Genomic DNA, 22,684 nt, shown 5'->3' with positions numbered 1-22,684 from the left:
TATGATCCTATCTAAAAATAACTTAAACAAAATCAATTCGCCGGGTACTGTGGTGCCAGATGAGCAGTTGTTGACTTTACCTGAAAAGGTATTGCAGTTTGGTACCGGTGTGTTGTTGCGCGGCCTGCCTGATTATTATATTGACAAAGCTAACCGCCAGGGCGTTTTTAACGGCAGGGTAGTGGTAGTTAAGTCGACAGATACGGGTAGTGCTGATGATTTTGATACACAGGATGGTCTTTATACCTTATATATTAAAGGGATTGAAGACGGCCAGGCGGTTGATGAGCAGATTGTATGTTCATCTATCAGTCGTGTGGTTTCTGCTGCAAAAAACTGGCAGTCTATCCTTGATCTGGCTAAAAGTGAAGATCTGAAAGTAGTGATCTCTAACACTACCGAAGTTGGTATCCAACTGGTAGAAGAAGATATCAACCAGCAGCCGCCTGCATCATTCCCAGGCAAATTGCTGGCTGTATTATATACCCGTTACAAAGCTTTCAACGGCAATGCAGATAGCGGCCTGGTAATTGTACCAACCGAACTGATTGTAGATAACGGCAAGAAATTAAAACAGATCTGTGTTGATCTGGCAAATTTCAATCAACTGGAGCCTGAGTTTATTGAATGGTTAACTAACGCTAACAGCTTCTGCAGCTCATTGGTAGATCGTATTGTACCGGGTAAACCGAGTGCAGATCAGTACCAGGCAATGGAAACTGAGTGTGGTTACAAAGATGGCCTGCGCATTATTTCTGAGCCTTACAGCTTGTGGGCTATTGAAGGTGATGAGAAGGTAGCTTCTGTGTTATCATTTGGTCAGGCTGATAAAGGTGTGGTTGTTACTCCGGATATCGAAAAATTCCGTGAGCTGAAACTGCGTTTGCTGAACGCAACCCACACACTTAGCTGTGGTGTAGCTTTCCTTTCTGGCTTTAAAACGGTAAAACTGGCAATGGATAGCGACGCTTTCACCAGCTTCATCACCCAGATTATGCGCGGTGAGATTGCTCCGGCAATTCCATACGGTGTAACCACTGCCGAAACTGATGAGTTTACTTACAAAGTACTTGATCGTTTCCGTAACCCGAACATCGAACACATGTGGATCAGCATATCGGCACAGTACTCTTCTAAAATAAAGATGCGTGTGTTACCTTTGCTGTTAAACCACTACAAACAAGCTGACAGCGTTCCTCAACTGATTGCCTTTGGTTTTGCAGCCTTTATTCGTTTTATGAAGGTTACTAAAACTGAGGATGGTAAATTTGTAGGTAATGTTGACGGTGTTGAATATGTAGTGACCGATAGCCAGGCCGAGTATTTTTACAACGCGTGGACAAAAGGCGATACTCGCCAGGTGGTTGAAACCGTTTTACAGGATAAAGCATTGTGGGATGCCGATCTGACCGCCCTGAACGGTTTTGCTGATGCTGTTACCGCTCAACTGGATGCCATTGAGAAAGGTGGCGCCCTGAATGTTTTAGAAAATTTGGAATCAAAAAGCTTGGTTAAATAACAAATGAAACAGAGATTATTAAAAGTACACCCTGCCGATAACGTACTGGTTGCGTTGACAGACCTGCAGGCAGGCGAGGTAGTAAGTTTTGAAGGTAAAAACTACACATTGGTAGATTTTATTCCGGCAAAACATAAGTTTGTTACTACAGATATGAAAGCCGGTGATGAAATCATCATGTACGGCGTATTGGTTGGTAAAGCACAAAGCGATATCCCAACCGGTGGATGGATCAGCACTAAAAACGTAAAACATGCGGCTCACGGCTTCAATAGCGAAGCACACCAGCACGAGTGGCACAAACCAGACGTAAGCAAATGGCAGGACCGTACCTTTATGGGTTTTCACCGTCCTGATGGTAGCGTGGGTACCGGTAACTACTGGCTGGTAATTCCGATGGTATTTTGCGAGAACCGTAACGTTGAAGTATTGCAAGAGTCATTAGTAAAACCTTTGGGCTATGGCCGCAAAAAGGCTTATGAAAGCAAGGCTCAGCACCTCATCAATAAAGTTCGCGGTGGTATCAGTGTTGACGAGATCTTATACACCGAGGTAGGCGACGGCCACGACGAAGAGGCAGCACCAAAAGTGTTCCCTAACGTTGATGGTATCAAATTCCTTACCCACGAAGGTGGTTGCGGTGGTACCCGTCAGGATGCGCAAGCACTTTGCGGTTTACTGGCAGGTTACGTTACTCACTCTAACGTTGCTGGTGCTACTATCTTAAGCTTAGGCTGCCAGAATGCACAGGTTAGCATGTTGCAGGAAGAGATTGCTAAACGCGATCCTAACTTTGCTAAACCACTGTACATCATAGATCAGCAAAAAACAGGTAAAGAGTCTGATGTGTTGGATAATGCTTTACGTCAAACCCTGGCTGGCTTAATTCAGGCTAACGAGAATACCCGTCAACCTGCACCATTGAGCAAAATTACTATCGGTTTAGAGTGTGGTGGTTCTGATGGTTTCTCTGGTATTTCTGCTAACCCAGCTATCGGTTACACTTCAGACTTACTGGTTGCTTTGGGTGGTTCAGTTATCCTGGCCGAGTTCCCAGAACTGTGCGGTGTTGAGCAAAACCTGATTGACCGTTGTGTAGACAGTGGCAAAGCTGAGCGTTTCAGCAGCCTGATGCGTACTTACGCACAACGTGCTGAAGAAGCGGGTTCTGGTTTTGACATGAACCCATCACCGGGTAACATTAAAGACGGTTTGATTACCGACGCTATCAAATCTGCAGGTGCCGCTAAAAAAGCAGGTACTTCACCAGTGGCCGATGTATTGGATTATCCTGAAAAAGTAACCAAACCGGGCTTAACCCTGTTGTGCACTCCGGGTAACGACGTAGAGTCTACCACTGCCGAGGTTGCATCTGGTGCCAACGTAGTATTATTTACTACAGGTCTGGGTACACCAACTGGCAATCCTATCACCCCGGTTATCAAACTTTCAAGCAACACTGCGTTGTATAATCGCATGAGCGATATCATCGACTTGAACACCGGTACCATCATTGAAGGTGATGAAACCATTCAGCAAGCAGGTGAGCGTATCCTTGATTACGTAATTAAAGTAGCCAGCGGCGAAGTAAAAGTAAGCGCTGTTACTCACGGTCAGGATGATTTTATTCCATGGAAACGTGGCGTATCGCTGTAATCAATCTTAATATCAAGAAGGATTTGATCCTTTGGTAAATAAAAACAGCCGTTTCAAAATAACTGAAACGGCTGTTTTGTTTATTGTGTGGGCTGATATGCCTAATTGGTTGCTGCCACTCCCTCGTAAGTTATACGCTTGTCGCCTATATTTATCTCTAATTTTCCTGTACCATCTGGATTGATGTCAAATGTATACCTTTCTATACCTTCGCCGCCCTTGGGTTTGATAACCACTTCTACATCACCCTTTTTCTTTTGGGTTACCTTGTAATCAAACTGCTGGGTAGAAAATTTTGTTGGGGTTTCATTAACAGCAACGTTCAAAGTAGTTGTAGATACATTAGCATTATCCTGAATCTCATTGTTGTCAAAGTAGGGTAGGTTTGATGATACGGAGTCGGGTTTAACACTAACTCCGGCATTAGCTGTTAACTGGATTTTTTGATTGGAAACATTGGATGTGCTACCGCCCATTGCGCCCAAATTCATCTCGGCGGTCTGGAATACTACGGCGTTTAAGGCTTTAAAAACAAATGTTTTGCTGTCGACCATCTTTTTAATAGCATCAGCGCTTTGGGCAAATGTGATGTTTACTCCAGCAACAACCATTGCGGCCAGGAATAGAATTGGTTTTATTGGTTTCATACGTTAAATATAATGATCCATACTATAGGTCTGGTTAAGTTCACTTTAACATAACATAAAAAAGGTGAAAATGGATTTTACCCTTCATACTTTCTTCATGAAGAAGGTACATCTTTGTGATGATTAGGTTTTGGTTAGTATGTTTTATGTAAAGGGAACATACGTCTAAATCCCCTGCCGCCCGGTAGGGGATTTTTCTTTATATGGTGGTTTGAACCAGTAAAATCTCATTATACCGCTGTTTTTATAGGTGTTTTTTAAGAAAATGGTAAAATTTGGCTTTGAATGGTAAATTATTCATGTTTTGGAAGTAAAAGAGATGATTTTGTGGTTTTTTTTAAAAAAAATCTCTCGATTTATAAAAATTTTATAATTTAGTCGAAAATATTGGTTTTCCGATTAGAAAAACTAACTAAACTCAAAAAATTACTAAATACGTTTCAAAAAAATGGCAAAATTAGAGTACATCTGGCTGGACGGTTCTCAACCTACTCAAGGACTGCGCAGCAAAACAAAAATTGTTAAAAATTTCGGCGGTACACTGGAAGAATGTCCGGATTGGAGCTTTGATGGTTCATCAACTCAACAAGCACCAGGTGGTTCGTCTGATTGTATTCTGAGACCAGTATTTATTTGCCCAGACCCACAGCGTAAAGAGGGTTACCTGGTAATGTGTGAAGTTCTTGACTCTCATGGCGAGCCACACGAAACCAACGGTCGTGCTCATATCCAGGATGATGATAACGATTTCTGGTTTGGTTTTGAGCAGGAGTACTTCCTGTGGGATCCAAAAACCAACAAACCACTAGGCTTCCCAGAAGGTGGTTACCCAGCGCCACAAGGCCCATACTATTGTTCAGTAGGTGCTGCTAACGCTTTCGGTCGCGAGATCATCGAAGAACACTTAGACGTATGTCTGGAAGCTGGTCTGAACGTTGAAGGTATCAATGCTGAAGTTGCTGCCGGTCAGTGGGAATTCCAGATCTTTGCTAAAGGTGCAAAAGACGCTGGTGACCAGATCTGGGTTGCTCGTTACCTGTTAGAGCGTATTGGCGAGAGCTACGGTGTAGTTATCAACTGGCATTGTAAACCACTGGGCCAATTAGATTGGAACGGTTCTGGTATGCACGCTAACTTCTCTAACACTACCCTGCGTACTGCAAACAGCAAAGAAACTTTCACTAAAATTTGTGAATCTTTCCGTCCAGCAGTTGCTGAGTGTATCGCTGTTTACGGTGCCGATAACGATCAGCGCTTAACCGGTAAACACGAAACTGCTTCTATCCACGACTTTAGCTACGGTGTATCTGACCGTGGTGCTTCTATCCGTATCCCTCTGTACACAGTTGATCACAACTGGAGCGGTTACCTGGAAGATCGTCGTCCAAACTCAGCTGCAGATCCATACAAAGTAGCTGCGGTTATCATCAAAACTGTAAAATCAGCTAAACTTTAATCATTAGCTACCCAGTTATACAAAACGCCCTGCCGGAAACGACAGGGCGTTTTTTTGTTGAACCAGGATTTAACGAATTTTTAGAATTCACAGGATTTTATTCCCGGTCATCCCGAACTTGTTTAGGGCCCCCACAAGCTGGGTTATTGATGCTACTTTAACACATAGGATACAGAAATTCTAATCCTGTCAATCCTAAAAATCTCAAAAATTCAGGTTCAGACGTATTTTCCCGATAAAATCTGCCGATACCCGTTCACCGGATGGTTATAGAGATACACCCAGCAGTTCAGTAAGCCATTTTCGGTTTCAATACTGATCACTTCGCGGGTATACTCATATGGTTCTTCATTTTCAGGGCCGATGCCTTCGTATGGATCGAGATAGGAGAGGACTTTGTCAGGATCTGGTAGTTCTACTATTTGTCCGTGTACTTTTAAACCGCAGGTTTCGTCAAAAAAGGCACCGGGGTAATGGCCAATATCATATAGTCTGCCAGAAAAGCTGCCGGCTCCAATCAGTTTACTGTTAGCTTGCAAAAATGCACCAAAACGATTGCCTGAATCGAGCAATGTACCGTAAATAAACAAATATGGGCTGTGGCTTGTCATTTGCTATAAATTTGAAATTTTAAAATCAATTATAAAACAAGGTTCGTGCGTTATTTTTAACTTGCGGGCTCTCATTTAACCTTATTATGGATAAGCAACAGATTGCAGCTTACCTGCAAGAAAAAAATATAGATCACGTTAAGTTTGCCTTTGCCGATATTGATGGTGTGCTGCGCGGTAAACTGATCCATCGTGATAAGTTCCTGGATGGCCTGAAAGACGGCTTCGGTTTTTGTGACGTGGTGTTTGGTTGGGATAGTGCTGATGTGTGTTATGATAATGTGGAACTCACCGGTTGGCATACGGGTTATCCTGATAAATACTGCCGCATTGACCTGAATACCATGCGCCATATCCCATGGCAAAATGATACTACTTTCTTTTTAGCTGATTTTACCCAGTCTGACGGTAGCGCCGTCCCAGCTTGTCCACGCAGTTTGCTGAAGAAGGTGATAAAACAATGTGAGGATATGGGGTATCACCCCGAGTTTTCGCAGGAGTTTGAATGGTTTAACTTTAGCGAGTCGCCCAAAAGTTTGCAGGAAAAAGGTTTTGCCAACCTGGATACCTTAACGCCGGGTATGTTCGGTTATTCTATTCTGAGGCCGTCGCAACAAAGTGCATTTTATTACGATCTGTTTAACCAGCTCAATAAATTCAATGTGCCAATTGAGGGCTTGCATACTGAAACCGGTCCTGGCGTTTATGAAGCAGCCATACAACACGATCACGCCCTTGCCGCTGCCGATAATGCTACACTGTTCAAAACTGCGGTTAAAGAAATAGCCTCGCTACATGGCATTACCGCCACCTTCATGGCCAAGTGGAATGCCGATTTACCTGGCTGTAGCGGCCATATACACCAAAGCTTGTGGAGCAAAGACAAATCGCAAAACCTTTTCAGCAGCGCAACAGACGCCAACAAGATGAGTGATGTAATGAAACATTACCTGGCAGGCCAGTTGTATTGCCTGCCGCATTTGTTGCCTATGTATGCACCAACCATCAATAGCTACAAGCGACTGGTAGAAGGTGCCTGGGCGCCAACCACCGTTACCTGGGGCTTTGATAATCGCACCACAGCACTGCGCGTTATCAATGACACCGTGGGGCATACCCGCTTAGAAACTCGCATCCCGGGTTCAGACACCAATCCATATCTGGCCATTGCTGCAGCGCTGGCATCGGGCCTTTATGGCATTAAAAATAAACTGGAACTAACTATCCCTAATACCGTGGGCAACGGTTATAAAGATGCGGCTCACGGCATTTTGCATACCAATCTTAAAGAAGCAGCTGTTGCCATGCAAAGCTCTGATATTGCCAAAGAACTGTTTGGCGATGACTTTGTACAACACTTTACCCAAACCCGCATGTGGGAGTGGAGGCAGTATAGCAAAGCGGTAACTGATTGGGAATTGAAAAGGTATTTCGAAATAATATAATGAACCAGGATTTAACTGATTTGTGAGATTTTCAGGATTTAGTTTTAGATGGGATTAACAGATAATAACGATATAACCGGTAAAATTATAGGTTGCGCAATGCACGTGCATACCGAGTTGGGAACAGGGTTTCAGGAAATCATTTATCACCGGGCTTTAGAAATAGAACTATCTTATAATAATATTTCTTTCATCTCAGAGAAAGAAATGCCCATTTATTATCGCAATATTAATATTGGCACTAGACGTGTTGATCTTTTTGTAAACGGTTCAGTTATGGTTGAACTTAAAGCAGTTGCTCGATTAGAAGATATACATTTGGCCCAAGCAATAAATTATCTTGAAGCTTATAATATTGATACCGGTTTGTTAATTAATTTTGGAAGCGCGTCTTTACAGTTTAAGAGGCTATTTAATAAGAATTTTAAACCTTTAAAAAGGTCAAGCAATTAAAAATCGATACTAATTCCAGGAGATCAGAAAATCCTGATAATCCTAAAAATCCGTTAAATCCTGGTTCATGGACTACTCCGCAATTATAACTAAAGCATGGGAAGGCTACGATGCCTCTAAAACCATCAAAAAAATAGAGAACATCAGCGCAAATGTATCTACCAATTATGTGTATAAGATAACGTTTGATGATGATGATATCATTATTGCCAAGCTCTCAAACTTTGGCAAATACGAATATTTTAAGGAGGATCATCGCATCATCCATTCGCTTTCCAACAATTTGCTGTATCCGTTTGATAACCTGTTGTCTAAATCGCTGCTAAAAAACAACAGGGTTTATATTTATAGACACAAGCAAGCCGGTGAGCCGGATGCGTGGGTGGTATTTTATAATCCGACACGTATTATGGAGCGTTTGCCTCGCCGGTTGGAAGATGAGCATATCCGCAAGTTTGGCCAACAGATTGGGCGTTTCCATAAGGCCTGTTCCAGGTTGAAGAATGTGTTGCCAAAATCGTCAAAAACGCTGCGTACTGATATTGCCGTACTGATGCAGGAGCTGGATAAGGAGGATGGACGCTGGTCGCGTATGCAGGCCGATTTTCTAAAATACCATTGCGAGCAGTTTCTGAAAAATCGATCGAAATACAACATGAATACTTTCGAGATTATTCCGGTATTCATTGATTGGAACATCGGGAATTTCTCTGTCACTAAAAATCTGGAACTGTATTCACGTTGGGATTATGATTGGTTCAGGATGAGTTACCGGATCCTGGATTTCTATTTCTTCAGCAGGGTAGTGTCTGACGCAGGCGATCGTACGGTATTCAGTTACCTGATCAACCCAATGACCGAGCCGCGCTTTATCCTCTTCCTGAAAGAATACCACAAGATCAATCCGATAACGGCAGACGAAATTCGTTTCTTGAAAGAGATGTACCGTTTCTTTATCCTCAATTATGTGGTGAAAGACGGTCAATACTTCTTCAATAAACAATACGCCGAGAAGCTGCAGGCCGAAGCTTTTGATATTTATCTGCCTTCGGTAGATCGTGATTTTGACGCTAATATTTTGCTCGACGCCCTGAAACTTAAATAAGCCCCTATGCATATAAACGATTTTAAATCCGTTGTAGACCGTTACGAGATCATTTTTTTTGACGCCTTTGGTGTAATCAAAAATTATCACGGACTGGTACCTGGCATTGAACAGACTTTTGAATATCTCGATAAAACAGGTAAAGAATATTACATTGTAACGAACGATGCATCGCGCAGTCCGCAGCAATTGGCCGAATCATACCACAAGCGCGGATTGATGGCTATTACACAGGATCGGGTGATTTCATCGGGTATGCTGGCCAAAGAGTATTTGGATTTAAAAGTGCACGATGGCATTGTGGCTTATCTGGGTACGCCCAACTCCGCCCACTACATAGAGAGCTCAGACCTGCACACATTGCCGGTAGGCGAGGTTGACGAGCATAATATTGATAGTGTGAACGCTTTAGTGTTTCTGGATGATGAAGGTTTCGATTGGTTTCGTGATTTGAACAAAGCCGTTAACCTGTTGCGCAAACGCAATATCCCGGCTATTGTAGCTAATACAGATATGGCTTACCCGGTAAACATGCACGACGTATCTGTAGCCGTTGGTGGTTTAGCTGATATGATTGAAAATATTGTAGGTAAGCGTTTTATCCGTTTTGGTAAGCCCGATTCGCAGATGTTTATGTTTGCTTATGATACCATCCGTGAACGCCGCACTATCGAGAAGAAGGATATTGTGATGGTAGGCGATACCCTGCATACCGATATTTTGGGTGGTAACAAATTTGGCTTGGATACCGTGCTGGTACTCTCTGGCAATACCCAAAAAAGTGACGCAGAAACGCGCATTAATTCTACCGGCATTGTACCTACTTACGTTTGCGAAACAGCAGTAATCAACCTTGATTAGTAGTTTGTAAACACTTGGTTATGTTGCGGTTATTCTTTTTAGGAATATAGAAGGTACGCCTGCGCAACGGTTATTCTGAAGTTTTTTTAAGATGTCAGGAAACCAAAACTTTTTCTAACCCGTTATTACTGTTGTGATAAGGTTTAGGTTGATGATGAGTTGAGGAACTCATCATCAGGGCCTCGCCTGGCGGCGAGGCCCTTTTTTGGTTACCTCACCCAACTCTCTCCAGAGGAGAGGGCCTTAGGAACAACAGGGATACGTTACTAAAGCTTTTCCTCAGACACTAATCAGAAAAATGCTTTAGGTTTTCCTTTCTGCTTTTAGCTTTCTGCTTTTCAACTATCTTTACCGTAAAAAAATTACCCCTATGCCCATTAAATCTTTTTTAGCTTTTATCGGTTTTGTAATGCTTATTGCTGCTACCTATTGTCCGCTGTTGCGCGCATTTGGGATAGCCAGTTTTGATGTTTATGATATGAACAAGCCTTACGGCATTGTTATTTTGCTTATTGGCATTGTTGGTATAATAGGAGTAGTGCTGCGTCAGTTATCAGTAGCCAAAGTAAGTGCATGGATTAGTCTGGTATTGGTAGTATTGCTTTTTGCAGCCGCTTATTTTAAGATCCATCATACTTTTACTTTTATTCCGTTTAAGGGTATCGCTGGTTATTTAACCTCAAAAATTAAATATAAATGGGGCTGGTATTTGCTGTTTGCTGGTCCAATTATAGCTGTTATTGGAGTGGTTACAACCAAGAGTAGTATTGTAATACCGAAAGAGAAATAATGCACGGCAAAAGCCATTGGCCTGAAACATTATTTTGTATTTTGCGTATTGATATCTCACTTACATCAAACTATAAACAAAAACGAGCTATATAAATGTTTAAATTAGCTTTTAGGCAGCAGGTTCTTTTGGGCTTTGCTGTTTCTCTTTTACTGGTAATAGTGGTTGGTACGTTGTCTTACAACAGCATCAATCAATTAGAAGATGATACCCAGATGGTTGATCATACCCAACAAGTGATCAATACTTCAGATGACCTTTTACAGAAATTAATTGATGCCGAAACAGGTATGCGTGGCTTTTGCGCTACAGACAGACAGATCTTTCTTGATCCTTACAATGCCGCGCTCCCTGAGATTAATGACGACGTAAGCAAACTGCGTACATTAACCGCTGATAACCCACTGCAGGTGCGTCGTCTTGATTCGCTCTCAAAATCTGTTAGTGCAGAGTTGGCTATCCTGAAAGAAAACATTGATACCCGCGATGAAAAAGGTTTGGAATATATGGTGCAAAACCAGATGTTCTTAAAAGGTAAGCATAGCATGGATACTATCCGTTTTCTGTTAACTAACCTTAAAGCTGAAGAAGACAGGTTGCTGCAGGAAAGAAAATCGGGCACGGCAGGTTCTGCAAAAAGCGCTATCAAAATTATTATTGCAGGTTCGGTAATCTTTTTCATCATCATCGTAGTACTGTTCAACTACATCCAAAAAACCTTCAATGCGCAGAAGTTAGCCGAAGAGAAGATAAAGGATACCAACATTGCACTGGAAAAAGTGCTAGATGAGAACGAAGCCAAAAACTGGCTGCTTACAGGTACTGGCTTACTAAACGAGAGAATGCAGGGCCAGCAAAGCGAACGAGAGCTGAGCAACAGCCTGCTAACCGAGGTTTGTCAGTATTCAAAAGCCATTACCGGCACGGTTTACCTGTTTGATGAACAGCAGGAAACGCTTGATTTGTATGCCTACTACGCCTTCCATGATCTGAATGCCATTAAGCATAAGATCAAGCTTTCTGAAGGATGGCTGGGCCAGGTAGCTAAAGATGGCAAAGCAGCCATTATCCGCGGTACGCTTAATGATAAGCTGGAGCTGGAAACATCGATCATTAGTCAGGAATTGGCCGAGATTATGATCGTTCCGTTCTTCTTTGATAAAAAGCTGAAAGGCGTATTAGAGGTTGCTTTCCAAAACGAGATTACCAATAACGTACGCGATTATATTAATGTTATTGCCAAAGATATTGGTATAGCCATTAACACGGCACAGGCGCGCACCATTATGCATGACTTGTATGAGGAAACTCAGCAACAGGCCGAAGAACTGGAAGCGCAGCAAGAAGAAATGCGTGTTACCAACGAGGAACTGCTCAACAAAACCGAGATGCTGCAAGCCAGCGAGGAAGAGCTACGCGTGCAACAAGAAGAACTGCGTACCATTAACGCCGAACTGGAAGAGAAAGCCAGCCTGTTAGAAGAAAAAAATCAGGCTATTGAAGAGGCCCGCGCCGCTATCAACGTAAAAGTGGAGGAACTGGAAACTACCGGTAAATACAAATCGGAGTTTTTGGCCAACATGAGTCACGAGTTGCGTACCCCGCTGAATAGTATCCTGGTGCTGGCGCGTATCCTGAAAGATAATAAAGGTGCTAACCTGTCTGAAGATCAGATCAAATATGCCAGCGTAATATTTAACGCCGGTAATGATTTGCTAACGCTGATTAACGATATCCTCGACTTGTCTAAGATTGAATCTGGCAAGCTGGATATGATGAACGAGCACATCGCCATCAGCGAGATTGTAGGCGATATGGAGATGTTGTTTGCCGAGGTTGCGCAAAACAAAAAGATCAATTATACCCACAGCATTGAAAATGTACCGGGTACCATTTACACCGATAAGGTACGGGTGGAGCAGGTGATTAAAAACCTATTATCAAACGCGTTTAAGTTTACTCCAGAGAATGGTAGTATCAATATCATCGTTCGTCCGGACGAGGGTGATACCGTTAGGTTTACCATTAAAGATTCTGGTATTGGTATTCCTCCCGAAAAACAGAAACTTATTTTTGAAGCCTTCCAACAGGCAGACGGTTCTACCAGTCGCAAGTACGGAGGCACCGGTTTGGGCCTGTCTATCAGTCGAGAACTGGCGGCGTTGCTGGGCGGCCATATTACCGTACAGAGCGAGCAAAATGTAGGCAGCGAGTTCTCGTTGATTATACCACTTGCGGCTGTAGATGCCGAACCACACGTAGTGGAAGAATTGCCTACGGTAGAAAGCTTCCAGCCGCAGCAAAGCATGCTGAAACCGGTAGAAAGCCTGGTTCGTAAAGATCCGGACCGAGAGCCGTTGGTGGTGATTGTAGAGGACGACAAGAATTTTGCTGAGATTCTGAAAGACTACGCCCGCGATCATGGTTACAAGGCTGTAGTGGTGCATGAGGGCACACACGCCTTTGATACCATCCGCGAAAATCAACCTGACGCGGTAATTTTGGATATCATGTTGCCGGGTAAAGATGGCTGGCAGATTTTGAAAGAGTTGAAAAACGCCGAAGAAACCGTAAATATCCCGGTACACCTCATGTCGGCCGGCGAAGCTGCTGCTCACCGTGTGCGCAAGGAGGGAGCTATTAGCTTTATGAAGAAGCCTATAGATACGGCATCGCTTGACAAGCTATTCTCTGAAATGGTGAAACAAAGTGGTGTGGCCTTTAAGCAGATCTTGCTGGTAGAAGACCACAAAGCACAGAGCGAAGCGTTGAAAGAGATGATGGAGAAGCAAGGTATAACGGTTGATCAGGCCTTTGATGGCGAATCAGCTTTCCGGATGCTGCATGATAATGAGTATCAGTGCGTAATTCTGGATCTTAACCTGCCTGATATCTCTGGTCTCGATCTGTTAGATAAAATTAAAGGTCTGGAGCGTTTTGAAAGCCTGCCGGTGATTGTAAACACGGCTATGGAGCTGGATAAATCATCAGTAAATCGCCTGATGCAATATGCTAATGCCATGGTGGTAAAAACCAGCAAATCATCAGACCGGCTGATTGACGAGGTGAACCTGTTTTTGCATAAAATAAGCTCGGTAACGGGGCAGGCAAGCAATAATAACGTAACATCGGCCAAAGCCAAAAGCATTACCAAGGGTAAAGATAACCTGAAGGGCAAGAAGGTGTTAGTGGTTGATGATGATATGCGTAACATCTTTGCGCTGACCAGTGCGCTACAGTCATACGACTTGCAGGTAGAGATTGCCAACGACGGCGAAGAGGCGATTAAAAAGCTGGAAGATATAACCGATATTGATATTGTGCTGATGGATATTATGATGCCTAAGATGGATGGTTACGAGGCCACGCGGCATATACGCAAGCAAAACAAATGGGCCAAGCTGCCTGTAATAGCTTTAACTGCTAAAGCGATGAAAGACGACCGGGAGAAATGTATAGCTGCCGGTGCCAATGATTATATTACCAAACCGGTTGATATAGACAGACTGATCTCGTTAATGCAGTTATGGTTAGGAGCCTGATATGGATAATGTTTGGACAGCGGCAACTTTAACAGAAACAGAACTGAACGAACTGGTAGACCTGGTAAAGAGAGTTCACGGGTTTGATTTTTCTGAATATAGCAAGGCATCGTTAAGACGCCGTTTAGTACGGATCATGCAGTTTAAAAAACTGCATTTTTATGATCTGAAACACAAACTGGTCAATGATCCGCAGTTTTTCCAGGAGTTTCTGGAAGAGATTACGGTGAACGTAACCGAGATGTTTCGCGACCCGGCTTTTTACCGGGCGCTCAATGCCCAGGTACTACCATATCTGTCGTCATACCAGCACATCAAGATCTGGAGTGCGGGTTGTTCGTCTGGTGAGGAAGTGTATTCGTTAGCTATACTATTGCATGAGGCCGGTTTACACCATAAATCATTCATCTATGGTACAGATATAAATACCGAGGTACTGAAAGAAGCCCGTATGGGCATCTACAGCCTGCGGAAAATAAAAAGCTATGCCGAGAACTATCACTTTGCAGGCTTGCCCGGTTCTATAACCGACCATTTTACCATGATGTATGATGCGGCGACGATACACAGCGAGTTGAAGCAAAACACGCTGTTCTCTGTACATAACCTGATCTCTGACACTATTTTCAACGAGTTTCAGATGATCAGTTGCCGAAATGTATTTATTTATTTTGAATCAGAGCTGCAGGAAAAAGTGCTGGATCTGTTTTACCGTAGTCTTTGTCCGCTAGGCTTTTTATGTCTTGGGAATAAAGAAACCATCCGGTCTGATTTTTTCCGCAAGCGTTTTAAAGTGATCAACAGTAAGGAAAATATCTACCAGAAAATTGGCGCTTGACCAACATATTATTCAGCGATGGCGCAGCTCTAAATTGCTGCTGCTTGGCGGCTCTGCGGGGTCTTTTAAACTTATTTTCAGGGTGGTAAAAAGTATGCCGCCCAATTTGGATAAGACGGTAATTGTGGTTATCCATCGTAAAAAAAATTTTTTCAGCGAAATAGAGAAACTTTTTGCGGAAAATACGCGTATGTATACGCGGGAAATAACTGACAAAGACAAGATTGCTGATAACACCGTTTATATTGTTCCGGCCAACTATCATGCGCTGATAGAAAAGGATGGAACTTTTGGCCTTGATGTATCAGAGGCGGTGTGGTATTCCAAACCATCTATTGATGTTACTTTTGAAAGCGCTGCCGAGGTATACGGTAATCGTTGTACCGCGGTATTGTTCTCTGGCGCTAATCAGGATGGAGCGGCTGGGCTACTTAAATTAAAGCAGGCAGGTTCACTTACAATTGTACAACATCCTGATGATGCCGAGATGCTGGAGATGCCCCAGGCCGCTATTAATTTAGATGCAGGGAATTACGTACTGCACAATAATGAGATTTTTGAATTGTTATCTATATAAAACAAGCTTACAACATCACCTTAATTGAATGGCCCCTCCAGTTAATATCCTGATAGTTGACGATCGCGAAGAAAACATTATGGCGCTGGAAGCGCTGTTGAACCGCAACGACATCCGCATTTTTTCTACCACCTCACCAAACGATGCCCTTAAAATAGCCTGGGAAAACCCTATCTCTATTGCCCTGGTAGACGTGCAAATGCCCGAAATGGATGGCTTTGAACTGGTGGAGATGCTGAAAAGCAATGCCAAAACACGCGATATCCTCATCATATTTGTTACCGCTATATCTAAAGAGGCCAAATATATTGTAAAAGGTTTGGGCACAGGTGCCGTAGATTACCTGTACAAACCGCTTGATCCTTACGTTACTGCAGCCAAGGTAGATTCTTTTATTCAACTGGCACGCACCCAGGCAGAGGTACGGGAGAAGAACAATGAACTACAGAACTACGCGCTGGTGGTGCGCAACTCTGCCGATATTATTTGTACCATAGATACGCTGACCATGCGTATTGAAACCATTAACCCGGCCATTGAAAAAATAATGGGCTACAAGCCGGCCGAGGTAATTGGCAAAAGCATTATTGATCTGGCGGCCGAAAATGAACGCACAGCTTTCCGCAAAAAGCTGGGGGAAGTAATTAAAGATAATCTAAGCTTCGCCGTTTTTGAGTTTAGATTTGAAACATTCGATAAACGTTTGATCTGGGCCGAGTGCCGCATCTCGTATCGCAACAAGATGATCTTTATGAACATCAGCGATATTTCGCCGCAGAAGAGTTACCAGGAACAACTGGTTAAATCAAAAGAAGCCGCAGAATACTCACGGAAGGTAAAAGAAACCTTCCTGGCTAACATGAGCCACGAGTTGCGTACACCGGTAAATGGCATTATTGGCTTAACCAATCTGCTGCGTAAAACACAGGTTGACGAGCAGCAAACCGGGATGCTGGATCTGCTGGAAACTTCATCTCAATCTTTATTGGGAGTGATTAATGATGTACTGGATATCTCTAAGATAGAGGCCGGTAAATTCAGTATTGTGCGATCGCCAAATAGTTTGCGTACGCTATGTAAAGCGGTTCATGATCTATTGAAGTACAAGGCTGATGAAAAGAACATCGAGCTATTGCTGGAGATTGATGATAACGTGCCAGATTATGTGATGGTAGATTCATTGCGCATCAACCAGATCTTGATGAACCTGCTCAGCAACGCTATCAAATTTACCGAGCGCGGCTACGTAAAACTGAGATTGACAGAACAGCAGCGCCACGGTGATAAATCAAAAATACAGTTTACGGTAGAGGATACCGGTATTGGTATCCCGGCTGATAGATTATCTAAAATATTCGATTCGTTTGAGCAGGCCGAGGATGATACTTCGGTAAAATATGGCGGTACGGGATTAGGACTGACCATCGTCAAGAAACTAATAGAGCTTAAAGGTGGCAAACTCACTGTAAGCAGCATATCAGGTAAGGGGAGTACCTTTAACTTTGCTAACTGGTACACATTGGCACAAGCTCCAAAACCAGAGGTTGAGCAACGTCGTAATACTAAAGAACTGCCGCCTTTTAAAGATTTACGTGTATTGGTAGCAGAAGATAACCTGGTTAACCAATTTATGCTCTCTAAAATGCTGAAGGATTGGCAAGTCCAGGTTGAGATGGTTGACAATGGCCGCAAAGCCCTCGAAAAACTAAAAACCAAGCCTTTTGATATTGTGCTGATGGATACGCACATGCCAGAGATGAACGGTTATGAAACCGCCAAAACCATCAGGCTTGATCTGGAAGAACCGGCACGCAGTATCCCAATCATATCGTTATCTGCGGCATCATTTGATCATGAGCAGCAGCAGGCCATAGCCGCTGGTATGAATGATGTGTTGGCCAAGCCATTCTTACCGCATGAACTGCATGACAAGATTGAACAGCAACTAAAGCATAAAGGTGTGTTGAGTTAAATCGCACGCGATTTATAAGTAACATTTCTCCCTTTGGTCTCGAAATGGCAAGAGGGCATCGTGAACTTTTATAACTTAAAACAAGCTGGTTTGACCAACACCCAGCACTTTAGCTTCATGCTGCAAAAGCCATTGTTTGCGCCACAGGCCACCGGCATAGCCGGTTAAGCTGCCATCTGAGCCTACCACACGGTGACAGGGCACCACCACCCACATGTGGTTGCGCCCGTTGGCCGATGCAATGGCGCGGATGCCCAGCGGGTTATTCATCCGGTTAGCTTGTTGCGCATAGGTAATGGTTTTGCCGTAGTCAATCCTTTCTAACTCCTGCCATACTTCTTGCTGAAAATCAGTACCTTTTTGTCTAAAGGGAAAATCGAAGTTTAAGCGCTGGCCCGCAAAATATTCATCCAGTTGGGCGATGGCCGCATCAATAGCTGGGCAGCTTTCGGTAGCATCGTCTTTAGGTTCGTCATAAATTAAAACAGAGATCACCAGATCGCCCTCGGCCTCAATACGGGCAAAGCCTAACGGATTTTTATAGTATACTACCGGCATACGCTTGCTAATTTATTTGGTAAATTTAGAAAAATTCCGTTGGCGTAGTGTCTGTTTTAAATAATAATCAGCCGTAAAAACTAATTATATTTGTTGGCAATGAGTCTGTACCACCAAACGCTGCAACTGCTAAAAAAAGAGATCCTGATAGAGTACCGTGCCAAATATGCTTTTAACGGCGTGTTGCTGTATGTGGTGTCTACCGTGTTTGTGTGCTACATTGCTTTCAGCCTGAGTCAGGGTTTTGAGCAGAGCCAGGGTTATACCATTGTGTGGAACGTATTGTTCTGGATCATTATGTTGTTTGCTGCGGTTAACGCCATTGCCAAAAGTTTCTTGATAGAAAACCGGGGGCGGATGTTGTATTACTATACCATCACCAGTGCGCGCGCAGTTATCCTCTCTAAAACCATTTATAACAGTTTGCTGATGTTGTTGCTTACGCTGCTGACTATGGTGGTTTATCTCATCTTTTTTAACAATACCATTGGCGATGTAGTTTATTATTTCATTGCCGTGTTGCTGGGTAGCATCAGCTTTTCAACAGTATTTACCATGATATCGGCCATTGCCTCAAAGGCCGGCAATAACAGCGGCTTGATGGCCGTGCTTAGTTTTCCGGTAATTATTCCGCTGATTATTATCCTTATCAAACTCAGTAAAAACGCCATGGACGGCATAGACCATAGTTTCAGTTACGGGCATATTACGATGTTGTGCGGCATCAATGTAATTGTTGTTGCCACATCACTGTTGCTGTTTCCGTATCTATGGAGAGATTAAGCCCCCTAACCCCGTAAAAAGGGAATTTATAGAATGATGACCAATAAAAATACCCCGAACTGGCCATCCCTTCAATGGGTTAAATGCCTTTTATTTCTTTTATTTTTCCCTTCATTGCTTTTTGCGCAGAACTCCATCAGCGGTAAAGTGGTGCGGATTGACAGCAAAGGCCCCTTGAGTAAAGTGAGCATTTTTCTGGGCAATTCATCGTACGGCACTATTACTAATGACGATGGTACTTTTACGCTCAACAATGTAAAGCCAGGGCAATATGAGTTGATTGCTACAATGGTGGGCTTTGAAGATAACATCCAGACCGTACTGGTAAGCAAAGATCCCGTAAAGCTGAATATTGAAATGTTCCCCAAAATTACCGAGCTGCACGAGGTGGTGGTTACCGATAATGCCAACTGGAAGGCAAACTACGCCATGTTTAAACCGGAGTTTTTGGGCACGTCTGATAATGCAAAAAAGTGTACCATTCTTAATCCGCATGATATCAGCCTGGTCTATAAAAAATCAAAAAGGACCTTGCAGGCATTCTCTTCAGAGTTTATTGTGATTCAGAACAAAGCCTTGGGCTATAATGTGAAAATGCTGCTCAAAGATTTTAAGTACGACGAGGTGAACAATGTAATATCATGGCAAGGCAAGTTATTGTTTGAGGAATTGAAAGGCTCGGCATCGCAACAAGCTGTGTGGGATAAGCGCAGACAGGAGATTTATTACGGCTCACCGATGCATTTCTTCCGTTCGTTACGGTTGGGTAACTTAACCGATCAAGGCTTTCAAGTGATGATTCTGGTGCGCAGGCCTGATCCTGAGCGTCCGCCGCAGGATGTGATTGTGAGAGAATATGAGCATTTCAAAAACAGTTTTCTGAAGGACTCTATTAACTATTGGGCACGTATGTATAATCGCACTAAGTACATCAATCAGCTGATCAGAACTCCTGTAAAAGAGACTCAAATTATGACGGATACATCGCAACCCGGTATTTATGGCTTGGAGTTTCCTGAATGTTTGTATGTGATGTACACCAAGAAGAGGGAAGATGTAGATTTTAAAGATGTTTACCGTCCGCTGGATCTGCCTAATTATGAAACCAGCGTGGTAACTTTAAATGGTAAATATGCTTTGTTTGATATGAATGGTTCTGTTATATCAAGTCCTAGTCCGCTGTTTGAAGGTACCTGGTCAAAGGATAAAGTGGCTGAATTGCTGCCAGTTGATTATTTGCCGCCGGGCGCACATTAAGCACTTAATCATCTTTGCGCAATCTTTGTTTGGTGATGTCTAAACTTTGTAATTTGTTATACCTTTGTCACGCTAAATTAACATGAAGATAATCTATCAATGGTGGTGGAAGGTACTCACGTTGGTACTGATATTTTATACCCTATTTGCCGGGATGTTATTCCGCGTACCGGCGCTGCCCATACTGCACGAAACTATACGTAACCTTTATTTCCACGTACCTATGTGGATGGCTATGCTAACCTCGCTGGTCATATCGGTGGTATTTAGTTTAATGTACCTCACAACAGGTAAACCAGAATATGATCTCGCCTCGGTAGAGAGTGTGAAGACCGGCATAATGTTCTTTGTGCTGGGACTGATTACCGGTATGATGTGGGCCAAATATACCTGGGGGGCCTATTGGAGTAATGACCCGAAGCAGAATAGTGCGGCCATCGCATTTTTATTATACTGCGCTTACCTGGTGTTGCGTAATTCGGTTGATGAAGAGCAAAAGCGTGCCAAAATCTCTGCCATTTATAATGTTTTTGCCTTCCCGGTAATGCTGGTGCTGATATTTGTGCTGCCGCGATTAACAGATTCATTGCATCCGGGCAATGGTGGCAATCCCGCTTTTGGCCGGTATGATCTGGATAGCCACATGCGCGTGGTACTTTATCCTGCATTTTTGGGCTGGAGCTTATTATCGGTTTGGATTGCCAGTCTGCGTTATCGCATGGCCTTGCAGGAATACAAAAAGAACACTCTTTAAATGAAAAGATACTTTATTACCCTTCTGTTATTATTCGTGACCAGCCTGCTGTTTGCACAAAATGCGCAGCCTACAGAAATGGCCGATGCTTTTCGTAGTCAGGGAAAAATCTATGTGGTAATAGCCACCATTGCTATCATATTTGTTGGCCTCGCCATTTACCTGGTAATGATTGACAGAAGGCTGAGAAAAATTGAGAACGACAATTAGCAGCAAAAAATAGCGCTATGATGTTTAAACATAGATTATAATTTGTTGTTAATTTGGTGTAGTTTCAAACTAAACTAAAATCAATTTGCAGATATGGATAAAATAACTGCACATTTGCTCACCACTTAAACAAACCAATTATATCTATTATGGCTAATAATAACATTGCGGCCAATCAGGACTCGCATTTCTTTGCTGATGTTTGTAAATTTTTTGACCATGCAGCGCGCTTTACGCACCACGATGCCGGCCTGCTTGATCAAATCAAATCATGTAACAGTGTTTATCGTTTTCGTTTCCCAATGCGCAAGGGCGACGGCTTTGAGGTGATTGACGCCTGGCGTGTCGAACACTCGCAGCACCAGAGCCCAACCAAGGGCGGTATTCGCTACAGCGAAATGGTGAATGAGGACGAGGTAATGGCCCTTGCCGCACTGATGACCTACAAGTGCGCTATTGTGAATGTACCTTTCGGCGGTGCCAAAGGCGGTATCAAAATCAATCCTAAAAATTATACTACCCTGGAGCTGGAAAATATTACCCGCCGCTACACGGTAGAACTGATCAAGAAAAACTTTATAGGCCCAAGTGTTGACGTACCTGCGCCAGACTATGGTTCAGGCGAACGCGAGATGAGCTGGATTGCCGATACCTATGCAGCTATGAATCCCGGTCAGCTTGATGCCATGGGCGCTGTTACCGGTAAGCCGTTAGCGCTGCATGGCATTCATGGTCGTAAAGAGGCTACTGGTCGTGGTGTGGCTATTGCTATACGCGAGTGTGTAAGCGTGGCAGAAGACATGCAGAAGCTGGGCTTAAAACCTGGTCTGTCTGGCAAACGCGTAATTGTGCAGGGGTTGGGTAATGTAGGCTACCACTCGGCCAAATTCTTAACAGAGTTTGGTGCTACCGTTGTTGGCCTGTGCGAGTTTGAAGGCGCTATTTATAACGATAATGGCCTGGATGTAGATGCCGTTTTTCAGCACCGCAAAGCCACCGGATCAATCTTAAATTTCCCGGGCGCAAAATCATTCGCTCACTCTGGCGAAGGTTTGGAGCAGGAGTGCGATATCCTGGTACCGGCGGCCTTAGAGAACCAGCTGACTATCCACAACATCCGCAACATCAAAGCAAAAATTATTGCCGAAGGTGCCAATGGCCCGACTACGCCTGAGGCCGAGGCCATATTTTCGCAAGGTGGCGGTATTATCATCCCAGATATGTATTGTAATGCCGGCGGTGTAACCGTATCTTATTTTGAGTGGCTGAAAAACCTGTCGCACGTAGCGTTCGGTCGTATGAGCCGTCGTTTTGAGGAAAACTCAAACCTTAACCTGGTAAATACGGTAGAGAGCATTACTGGTATAAGCCTGTCGCCAGACCAACGTGCCAGCATCATCAAAGGCGCGTCTGAACTGGAACTTGTAAATTCAGGTTTAGAAGATACCATGATCCGCTCTTACCACGAAATTCGGAATACCTTCAAAAACTCCGGCGAAATTGATACCCTGAGAACCGCCGCGTTTGTGGGAGCAATTAATAAGATTGCAGTCTCGTATCAGAATTTAGGCGTATGGCCATAATTGAAGTTAAAAGCCGGGAGGTTAAAGCATAAAGCAAATGCCGCTTTGGATTTTCCTTGGCGGCATT

General features: G+C 43.5%; 20 protein-coding genes. 17 read left to right on the top strand and 3 right to left on the bottom strand.

The genetic code is table 11. From position 1 onward, the window contains the following. Window position 1: 1 nt before the first annotated feature. Window positions 2–1,519, top strand: a complete 1,518-nt coding sequence (locus ABZR88_RS10495; protein ID WP_107828930.1) for a tagaturonate reductase — start codon at window positions 2–4, stop codon at window positions 1,517–1,519. Window positions 1,520–1,522: 3 nt separating this feature from the next. Next, window positions 1,523–3,175 carry a UxaA family hydrolase gene (locus ABZR88_RS10490; RefSeq protein WP_107828929.1) on the top strand — a complete coding sequence of 551 codons (1,653 nt, stop codon included), beginning with the start codon at window positions 1,523–1,525 and terminating at the stop codon, window positions 3,173–3,175. A gap of 101 nt (window positions 3,176–3,276) precedes the next feature. Here ABZR88_RS10490 and ABZR88_RS10485 read toward each other — a convergent pair whose 3' ends face one another. After that, a complete protein-coding gene (locus ABZR88_RS10485) occupies window positions 3,277–3,822 on the bottom strand; it encodes a DUF4251 domain-containing protein (RefSeq protein ID WP_107828928.1) in 546 nt (181 codons plus the stop codon). A gap of 448 nt (window positions 3,823–4,270) precedes the next feature. On the opposite strand from ABZR88_RS10485, the gene ABZR88_RS10480 reads away from it, so the two are divergent. Beyond that, window positions 4,271–5,278 carry a glutamine synthetase beta-grasp domain-containing protein gene (locus ABZR88_RS10480; protein WP_107828927.1) on the top strand — a complete coding sequence of 336 codons (1,008 nt, stop codon included), beginning with the start codon at window positions 4,271–4,273 and terminating at the stop codon, window positions 5,276–5,278. Between the two features lie 218 nt (window positions 5,279–5,496). Here the strand turns inward: ABZR88_RS10480 and ABZR88_RS10475 are convergent, their stop codons facing one another. Further along, complete coding sequence (locus ABZR88_RS10475; protein WP_107828926.1) at window positions 5,497–5,889, bottom strand: gamma-glutamylcyclotransferase; 393 nt, start codon at window positions 5,887–5,889, stop codon at window positions 5,497–5,499. 86 nt (window positions 5,890–5,975) lie between these two features. Between ABZR88_RS10475 and ABZR88_RS10470 the strand changes: the two genes are divergently transcribed. The 9 genes from ABZR88_RS10470 (at window position 5,976) to ABZR88_RS10430 (ending at window position 17,472) form a co-directional block, all read left to right on the top strand. After that, window positions 5,976–7,334: a glutamine synthetase family protein gene (locus tag ABZR88_RS10470; protein ID WP_107828925.1), complete on the top strand. Its 1,359-nt coding sequence runs from the start codon at window positions 5,976–5,978 to the stop codon at window positions 7,332–7,334. 48 nt (window positions 7,335–7,382) lie between these two features. Next, complete coding sequence (locus tag ABZR88_RS10465; protein WP_107828924.1) at window positions 7,383–7,787, top strand: GxxExxY protein; 405 nt, start codon at window positions 7,383–7,385, stop codon at window positions 7,785–7,787. A 67-nt stretch (window positions 7,788–7,854) separates the two neighbouring features. Continuing rightward, on the top strand, window positions 7,855–8,892 hold the full coding sequence (locus ABZR88_RS10460; protein WP_107828923.1) for a hypothetical protein: 1,038 nt from the start codon (window positions 7,855–7,857) through the stop codon (window positions 8,890–8,892). A gap of 6 nt (window positions 8,893–8,898) precedes the next feature. Then, window positions 8,899–9,753: an HAD-IIA family hydrolase gene (locus tag ABZR88_RS10455; RefSeq protein WP_107828922.1), complete on the top strand. Its 855-nt coding sequence runs from the start codon at window positions 8,899–8,901 to the stop codon at window positions 9,751–9,753. 370 nt (window positions 9,754–10,123) lie between these two features. After that, complete coding sequence (locus ABZR88_RS10450; protein ID WP_107828921.1) at window positions 10,124–10,543, top strand: hypothetical protein; 420 nt, start codon at window positions 10,124–10,126, stop codon at window positions 10,541–10,543. Between the two features lie 95 nt (window positions 10,544–10,638). After that, on the top strand, window positions 10,639–14,085 hold the full coding sequence (locus tag ABZR88_RS10445; protein WP_107828920.1) for a response regulator: 3,447 nt from the start codon (window positions 10,639–10,641) through the stop codon (window positions 14,083–14,085). A 1-nt stretch (window position 14,086) separates the two neighbouring features. Then, window positions 14,087–14,923 carry a protein-glutamate O-methyltransferase CheR gene (locus tag ABZR88_RS10440; RefSeq protein WP_107828919.1) on the top strand — a complete coding sequence of 279 codons (837 nt, stop codon included), beginning with the start codon at window positions 14,087–14,089 and terminating at the stop codon, window positions 14,921–14,923. Continuing rightward, window positions 14,913–15,500, top strand: coding sequence for a chemotaxis protein CheB (locus tag ABZR88_RS10435; RefSeq protein WP_170113615.1), 588 nt, complete (start codon window positions 14,913–14,915; stop codon window positions 15,498–15,500). The genes ABZR88_RS10440 and ABZR88_RS10435 overlap by 11 nt, the downstream gene beginning before the upstream one ends. Window positions 15,501–15,528: 28 nt before the next feature. Next, window positions 15,529–17,472, top strand: coding sequence for a response regulator (locus tag ABZR88_RS10430; protein ID WP_107828917.1), 1,944 nt, complete (start codon window positions 15,529–15,531; stop codon window positions 17,470–17,472). Window positions 17,473–17,547: 75 nt separating this feature from the next. On the opposite strand, the gene ABZR88_RS10425 is transcribed toward ABZR88_RS10430, so the two are convergent. Next, on the bottom strand, window positions 17,548–18,030 hold the full coding sequence (locus ABZR88_RS10425) for a methylated-DNA--[protein]-cysteine S-methyltransferase (RefSeq protein WP_107828916.1): 483 nt from the start codon (window positions 18,028–18,030) through the stop codon (window positions 17,548–17,550). Window positions 18,031–18,129: 99 nt separating this feature from the next. On the opposite strand from ABZR88_RS10425, the gene ABZR88_RS10420 reads away from it, so the two are divergent. From ABZR88_RS10420 to ABZR88_RS10400, 5 genes are all read left to right on the top strand, one after another. Continuing rightward, entirely contained in the window at window positions 18,130–18,813 is a 684-nt protein-coding gene (locus ABZR88_RS10420; protein ID WP_107828915.1) for a heme exporter protein CcmB, read from the top strand. A gap of 33 nt (window positions 18,814–18,846) precedes the next feature. Continuing rightward, window positions 18,847–20,070: a carboxypeptidase-like regulatory domain-containing protein gene (locus ABZR88_RS10415; RefSeq protein ID WP_107828914.1), complete on the top strand. Its 1,224-nt coding sequence runs from the start codon at window positions 18,847–18,849 to the stop codon at window positions 20,068–20,070. Between the two features lie 91 nt (window positions 20,071–20,161). Next, a complete protein-coding gene (locus ABZR88_RS10410; RefSeq protein WP_107829011.1) occupies window positions 20,162–20,824 on the top strand; it encodes a cytochrome c biogenesis protein in 663 nt (220 codons plus the stop codon). Further along, the gene (locus tag ABZR88_RS10405; protein ID WP_107828913.1) at window positions 20,825–21,034 is read left to right on the top strand and encodes a CcmD family protein; all 210 of its coding nucleotides are present in this window, start codon (window positions 20,825–20,827) and stop codon (window positions 21,032–21,034) included. 149 nt (window positions 21,035–21,183) lie between these two features. Beyond that, window positions 21,184–22,617: a Glu/Leu/Phe/Val dehydrogenase gene (locus ABZR88_RS10400; RefSeq protein WP_107828912.1), complete on the top strand. Its 1,434-nt coding sequence runs from the start codon at window positions 21,184–21,186 to the stop codon at window positions 22,615–22,617. The last annotated feature ends 67 nt before the right edge of the window (window positions 22,618–22,684 follow it).

This window comes from Mucilaginibacter yixingensis, assembly GCF_041080815.1.
In the GTDB taxonomy this organism is placed as follows: domain Bacteria; phylum Bacteroidota; class Bacteroidia; order Sphingobacteriales; family Sphingobacteriaceae; genus Mucilaginibacter; species Mucilaginibacter yixingensis.
Note: the sequence above shows the minus strand (reverse complement) of the source record. Positions and strands in the feature narration are given on the sequence as shown.